This is a genomic window from Verrucomicrobiia bacterium (assembly GCA_035495615.1).
In the GTDB taxonomy this organism is placed as follows: domain Bacteria; phylum Omnitrophota; class Omnitrophia; order Omnitrophales; family Aquincolibacteriaceae; genus DATJFP01.
This window is the reverse complement of sequence record DATJFP010000083.1, coordinates 86,736-93,602: the sequence shown is the minus strand read 5'-3', so window position 1 is coordinate 93,602 and position 6,867 is coordinate 86,736. Positions and strand designations below refer to the sequence as shown.

The following is a 6,867-nucleotide window of genomic DNA, read 5'->3' as shown; positions in this document are numbered from 1 at the left end:
ATCGTCCCGCTCGAGGCGCAGGCCTGCGGCACGCCGGTTATCGCGCTCAAAAAAGGCGGCGCGCTGGAAAGCGTCAAGACCGGCCTTTTTTTCGAAGAGCAGACGGCGGAATGCCTGCGGGAAGCGGTTAGGCGATTCGAGACGATGCGTTTTGACCGCGGGGAAGCCGTGCGCCGCATGGCGGATTTCGACAAGCAGCGGTTCAAGGAAAAAATCGCCGGTTTCGTAAACGGCGTCATGGAAAAGGCGGGGCATGGTATCGCGAAAGCATGATTCTCATCTTGTGCTCCTGAATGTCCTGGGCGACATCATCGGAATCTCCCTTGGCCTGCTCGTGGCCTATCTCTTCCGATTTCATTCCTTTCTTCCTTACGACATCGTTCACAAGCCGGATTTCCACGCGTACGAAAAGACGCTGTTCCTCGTGACGCCCGTCTACCTGATCTGCTTCCGCGTTTACGGGCTCTATCAGACCGCGCGCCACATCCGGAGAATCGAAGAAATTTTCCTGGCGACCAAGGCCATTACGCTGGCCATCGTCATCCTGACGGCCATGACGTTTTTCTACCGCGGATTCAGTTACTCCCGCCTTGTCCTGATGTTCCTGTGGGCGTTCTCGTTCCTTTTCATCGGGGCGATACGCTACCTGCTCATCCAGTTCGAATACGCGCGCAAGCGGCGGCAGAAGCAGCTGACGCGCATCCTGGTCGTCGGCGCCAACCGCAACGCGCGCAACATCATCCGCTGGGCCCGCAGCAACCCGCATTACGGCGTCGTCGTGACCGGCGTTCTGTCGCGGCAGCCTTCGTCGATCGCTCAGCATTTCGTAGGCGTTCCGATCCTGGGGACCGTGGACCAATGCGAGGACTTTATCCAGCGGGGGATGGCCGACCAGATCGTCCTGCTGGACACGGATTTCAGCCGCGAGCGCATCACGGACCTCGTCATCGCCTGCGAAGACAAGATGCTGGATTTCAAAATCGGCGCCGACTTTTTCGGGCTGCTGTCCCGGAACGTCAACGTGGAATACATCAGCACGGTCCCGCTCCTGGGATTCCGCGCGCTGCCGCTCGACGATCCGTGGAACCGGTTCATGAAGCGTCTGTTCGATCTCGCGGTTTCTTTTCTGATCGTATTCCTGACGTTTCCTATCTGGGGGCTGGTTTCGCTGCTCGTTAAAATGGAGGACGGCGGGCCGGTGTTTTACGCGCAGGAAAGGATGGGCCGCGACCAGAAGCTGTTCAAGGTCCTCAAATTCAGGACCATGCAGGTCAATGCCGAAAAAGAAACCGGGCCGGTGTGGGCCAAGCAGAACGACGCGCGGAGGACCCGGCTCGGGCAATTCCTGCGCCGCTGGAACATCGACGAGCTGCCGCAGCTTTTCAACGTGCTTCGCGGCGACATGACGCTCGTGGGCCCGCGTCCCGAGCGCCCGCATTTCATCGAGCAGTTCCGCGGCGCCATCCCGCGCTATATGACGCGCCACAAGATGAAGGCCGGGCTCACGGGATGGGCGCAGGTCAACGGCTTCCGCGGCAACACGTCGATCGTGGAACGCACCAAGTACGACCTTTATTACATGGAAAACTGGTCGCTGCTTTTCGACATCGAGATTCTCATCATGACTTTTTTTGCCTTCAAGAACGCTTATTAAAGGAAACGCTATCATGGAAAAAACGCCTTTATCCGTCGTGATCATCGCCAAGAACGAAGAAAAACGCCTGGAGGATTGCCTGCAAAGCGTTTCCTGGGCCGCGGAAATCGTGGTCGTGGACGACAACAGCACGGACAAGACCGTGGAAATCGCCCGGCGCCACGGCGCGAAAGTCTTCACGCGCGCCATGGATTACGAGGGCCTGCACCGGAATTTTGCGTACAATCAGGCCACGCAGCCGTGGGTGCTCAGCCTGGACGCGGACGAACGGGTGACGCCGGAGCTCGCCGAAGAAATCGGCCGCGTGGTGCCTAAGAACGAAGGCGGACACACGTGCTATGCCATGCCGATGCGTATTTTCCTGGGTGACGAATGGATCCGCGGCGCGGGGTATTATCCTTCCGCGCGCTCGAAAATTTTCAAGAAAGGCGAATTCCGCTACGAAGATCATGCCCGCGTACACCCGCGCGCCTTTTATAAGGGCACATGCGGCCATCTGAAAGGCGAGCTGCTCCATTATTCTTTCCGGGACATGGAGGATTTCCTGCGGAAGTTTAACCGCGAAACCACCTTCGAGGCGGAGAAATGGATGCGCGACGGCCGCAAGGTCAGCCTGCCGAACATCCTGCGCAAGACCGTGGACCGCTTCTGGAAAAATTACCTGATCAAGGGCGGATGGCGCTGCGGCTTCCTCGGCTATCTGATGAGCGTGTTTCACAGCTTGTACCAAATCGTCAGCTACGCCAAATACCGCGAGCTCAAGGCCAAGGGGAACGGTCATGGCTGAGAAAATCATTTTCATCGACCGCGACGGCGTGATCAACGTGGACATGATGGGCGACTACGTGAAATCCTGGGAGGAGTTCCGTTTCGAAAAGGGCGCGGTGGAAGGCCTCAAGAAACTCTGCGATGCCGGCTACCAGATCGTCCTGATCTCCAACCAGGCGGGCATCGGCGACGGCGCTTTCCCCGAATCGGCGCTGTGGGACATCCAGAAAAAAATGCTGGCCGAACTCGCCAAAGGCGGGGTGGCCATCAAGGCTTCTTATTATTGCCTGCACGGCAAGGAAGCCGGCTGCGCCTGCCGCAAGCCGCAGATCGGGTTGTTCGAACAGGCGGCGCGCGAACATGTGTTTGACCGCGGCGCGACCTACTTCATCGGCGACAAAGCGACAGACGTCGAAGCCGGCAAGCGGTTCGGGCTGAAAACCTTTTTCGTGCGCACCGGGCACGGGCGCGCGGACGAACCCAAGCTGCGCGGCAATCTCAAGCCCGACCAATCCGCCGACAATCTCCTGGAAGCCGCGAAGGCGCTCACCGCATGAAAAAAATCGCCCTCTTTCACGCTAACGCAGGTTATGGTCATCGCAAGGTGGCGGAAATCATCGAAAAAGAAATCCGGGGCCGCGGCCGCGCGGACGTGCAGGTCGCGCTGGAAGATGCGCTGGATTCCACGCCGGGTTATTTCAAGGCGAGCTATCCCGCGGTTTATTTTAATTCCGTCAAATACACACCCGGCGCTTGGGGATGGAGTTATGAGACCCTGGACCTCCCGCTCGGCTACAAATGTATTCATCCGCTCCGCACGTTCGCCAATCGTTTCATGGGGCAGGCACTGCTGGACCGTGTGATCCGTGAAGCGCCGGACGTCATCGTGTGCACGCACTTTTTTTCCGCCGAACTTTTCAGCCGCGCGCGCCGCGAAGGAAAACTCCGCTCGAAGATCGTGGTGGTGATCACGGATTTTTACCCGCATTCCTTCTGGGTGGCCGAAGGCACGGACCTTTACTGGGTCATGAGCCCCGAAGGGGTGGAAGATTTAAAAATGCGCGGCGTCCCTGAAAACAAGATCAAGGCAGGGGGCATTCCCGTGGACAAAGCGTTCCTGCCCACGGGCCAGAAAAAAGCCCTGCTGGCCGGATGGGGCCTGAATCCTGAGACCTTTACGCTGCTCCTAACGAGCGGCAGCTTCGGCCTCGGGCCTACCGCGGAAATTCTGGAGGAACTCAAGGCCTTTTCTGATAAAATACAGGCCGTCGTGGTCTGCGGGAACAATAAGCAGCTCGAGGCCCAGCTCAAGGCCCGCGCGTATCCTTATCCGGCCCGAATTCACGGGTTCGTTAATTTTATGCCGGATCTGATGGAAGCCAGCGACCTGATGATCGCCAAGTCCGGAGGGTCCACCACCTGCGAAAGCCTTGTGAAGGGTCTGCCCATGGTGGTTTTGAAGCCGATCCCCGGACAGGAAACCCGGAACGCGGCGCTCCTCAAAAAACGCAACGCGGCTTTTTTCATGGAGCAGCCCGCCGAGATCAAGGTCATTCTGGAATCCGTCTTCAAGTATCCTCACGTGCTCACGGACAAGCGGCGGGCAATCCAAGAACTCGCCAGGCCCGATGCCGCCCGAGACCTAGTAGATTACGTTTTGAATTTAGCCGCGGATTAGCGGCCCTTTTCCCATGAACCTAAAAGACGCTCAGCTTTTCTTGAAATCACTGAAAGAAGACGGCATTCAAGATATCTACGTGCCGCGCAGGAAGGCTGCGCCTGTCCAGGCGCCGGCGGCGCCCGCAGTCAAAACAGCGGCCGCTCCCGCTTCGGTTCCCGCGGACGCGGCAGGGGACGCCTTTTTCGAGCTGCGCGCCAAGGCGCTGCAATGCACGCTTTGCCCCGAGCTTTGCGCATCACGCTCAAGCGTCGTGTTCGGCTCGGGGAATCCCTCGGCGGATCTCGTGTTCGTGGGCGAGGCGCCGGGCCGCGACGAAGACGAGCAGGGCCTGCCGTTTGTCGGCGCCGCCGGGCAGCTGCTCACCAAAATCGTTCAGGCCATCGGACGCACGCGTGAGGACGTTTACATCTGCAACGTGCTGAAATGCCGTCCGCCGGGCAACCGCCCGCCCAAGCCGGAAGAAATCCAGAACTGCCGGCCTTATCTGGAGCAGCAGCTCGACATCCTCAAACCGAAAATGATCTGCGCGCTCGGCAACTTCGCGGCGCAGACGCTTCTCGGCACCCAGCAGCCCATGGCCGCGCTTCGCGGGAAAATCCACGATTACCGGGGCATCAAGACCGTCTGCACGTATCATCCGGCGTATCTTCTGCGCAATCCCGAGGACAAGCGTAAGGTCTGGGATGACATGAAGATGATGATGCGCGAAATGTCCTCGCCCGTGTCATGAGCAGCGTGGCCGCTCCGGTCCTCATGAAGGTCGGTATCGCCCTGCCTGTTCCGCTTCCCGAAATCTATACCTACACCGTGCCTCCTGAGCTGGAGGCGCGCGTCAAGGCCGGTGTCCGCGTGCGCGTTTCATTCCGCAACCGCGAAGCCGTCGGCTACCTTGTCAAAACCGAAATGGCGGAGACGGACAAGAAATTAAAACCTATCCTCGAAATCCTGGACGACGACCCCGTGCTTTCCCCCGCGATCCTGAAACTCACGGACCAGATCAGCCGCTATTATGGCTCCAGCTGGGGCGACGCCATCGAAAACGCGCTCCCGCAATGGGTCAAATACGGCAAGAAGGCGGACAAGGCCCTGAAAGCGCTGGAAGAATCCGCCGGGGCCGAATGCCGCGAGCCTTCCGGTCCGGTTTACGAGCTGACGCCGGAGCAAAAGCATGCCTGGGAGCTCATTCAGGCCGCGTTTTCCATGCAGCACCGTAAGCCTCTGCTGCTCCACGGCGTCACGGGCAGCGGCAAAAGTGAGCTCTACATCCGCGCGCTTCGGCACGTGCTGGGCCAGGGAAAATCCGCCATCTGCCTGGTGCCAGAAATTGCGCTGACGGAACAGCTCAAACGATTTTTCGCGGACCAATTCGGAGAAAAACTGGAAATCCTCCACAGCAAGCTGAGCAACGGCGAGCGTTTTCTTGCGTGGAAGCGGCTGGAAAAGGGCATGACGCGCCTCGTGCTCGGGCCCCGTTCAGCCGTATTCGCGCCGGTGCCGAATCTCGGCCTCATCATCATGGACGAAGAGCACGAGCATTCCTACAAGCAGGAAACCGTGCCGCGCTATCACGCGCGAGAGATCGCAGCCTGGCGCGCGGAAAACGAAAAAGCGCTTTTCATCATGGGCACGGCCACGCCGTCGCTCGAGGCCATGCAGCGCGCCGAAACCGGCGTTTTTTCCCGCATCGTGATGGCCAAGCGCGTGGACGACAAAAAGCTGCCCGATGTCCTTGTCGTGGACCTGAAAGAAGAAATGGCCACGATGAAGCGCAACGTCATCCTGTCGCATCATCTCGAACGGGAAATCGAAAAAAATCTGAAGGCAGGGGAGGGCACGCTGCTGCTCCTCAACCGCCGGGGCTTTTCCACGCACGTGCAATGCCCGGGCTGCGGCAACGCGGAAACCTGTCCCTCCTGCCAGGTGGCGCTCACGCACCACCAGGAAAAAGACGTCCTTCTCTGCCATTACTGTAATTATCAGCGCGCCGCGGACCGGCCCTGCTCGCAATGCGGCCAGCCCGTTCTTCAGTTCCGGGGTTTCGGCACGGAAAAAGTCGAAAGCGAAGTGGCGCGCCGGTTTCCCACGGCACGGCTTTTGCGCCTGGATGCCGACACGGTGCAGAAAAAAGGATCACACGAAGTGATTCTCAAAGATTTCCGCGATCAAAAAGCGGACATCCTCATCGGCACCCAGATGATCGCCAAAGGCTTTGATTTCCCGCATGTCACGCTTGTGGGCGTGATCCTGGCCGACGTGGGACTCATGCTGCCGGATTTTCGTTCCGCGGAAAAAACGTTCCAGCTCCTGACGCAGGTGGCCGGACGCGCGGGCCGCGGCCGCAAGCCCGGCCGCGTTATCATTCAGACTTTTTCTCCGAAGCATCCCAGCGTCGATTTTTCGCGTACCCATGATTATCTGTCGTTCTTCCAGCATGAGGCCAAGGAACGCCAGTCGCTCAGCTATCCGCCTTTCTGCAAACTGGTCAATGTCATCGTGCGCGGGAAAGATGAAAAGAAGACGGCGCAGTTCGCCCGTGACCTGAAAGAGACGCTCTGCGCCGCCCATCCCGGCTTGAGCCGTGCGATCCTGGGTCCGGCGCCGCTTCCGTTTTACAAACTGCGCGGCCATTTTCGGTGGCATGTCATGATGAAATGCGGCCTGGGCGAGGACCTCGTGCCTACGGTGCTGCAGGCGCTGTCTAAAATCAAAAAACCGTCCGCGGTGGCCGTGGCCGTCGACGTTGATCCTTTGAACATCCTCTGAG

Annotated in this window: 7 protein-coding genes; all 7 read left to right on the top strand. The window is 59.1% G+C overall.

Annotation, left to right across the window (positions count from 1 at the left end):
* Positions 1–273, top strand: a 273-nt coding sequence (locus tag VL688_10700; GenBank protein ID HTL48514.1) for a glycosyltransferase, incomplete at its 5' end; no start/stop codon positions are given.
* Complete coding sequence (locus tag VL688_10695) at positions 254–1,654, top strand: undecaprenyl-phosphate glucose phosphotransferase (GenBank protein ID HTL48513.1); 1,401 nt, start codon at positions 254–256, stop codon at positions 1,652–1,654. The genes VL688_10700 and VL688_10695, both read left to right, overlap by 20 nt.
* Positions 1,655–1,667: 13 nt before the next feature.
* Complete coding sequence (locus tag VL688_10690) at positions 1,668–2,441, top strand: glycosyltransferase family 2 protein (GenBank protein ID HTL48512.1); 774 nt, start codon at positions 1,668–1,670, stop codon at positions 2,439–2,441.
* A complete protein-coding gene (locus VL688_10685) occupies positions 2,434–2,979 on the top strand; it encodes an HAD family hydrolase (protein HTL48511.1) in 546 nt (181 codons plus the stop codon). Before VL688_10690 ends, VL688_10685 begins: the two co-directional genes overlap by 8 nt.
* Positions 2,976–4,100, top strand: coding sequence for a glycosyltransferase (locus VL688_10680; protein ID HTL48510.1), 1,125 nt, complete (start codon positions 2,976–2,978; stop codon positions 4,098–4,100). Before VL688_10685 ends, VL688_10680 begins: the two co-directional genes overlap by 4 nt.
* Before the next feature lie 40 nt (positions 4,101–4,140).
* The gene (locus tag VL688_10675) at positions 4,141–4,833 is read left to right on the top strand and encodes a uracil-DNA glycosylase (protein HTL48509.1); all 693 of its coding nucleotides are present in this window, start codon (positions 4,141–4,143) and stop codon (positions 4,831–4,833) included.
* Entirely contained in the window at positions 4,830–6,866 is a 2,037-nt protein-coding gene (gene priA / locus VL688_10670) for a primosomal protein N' (GenBank protein ID HTL48508.1), read from the top strand. Before VL688_10675 ends, priA begins: the two co-directional genes overlap by 4 nt.
* Position 6,867 lies beyond the last annotated feature (1 nt).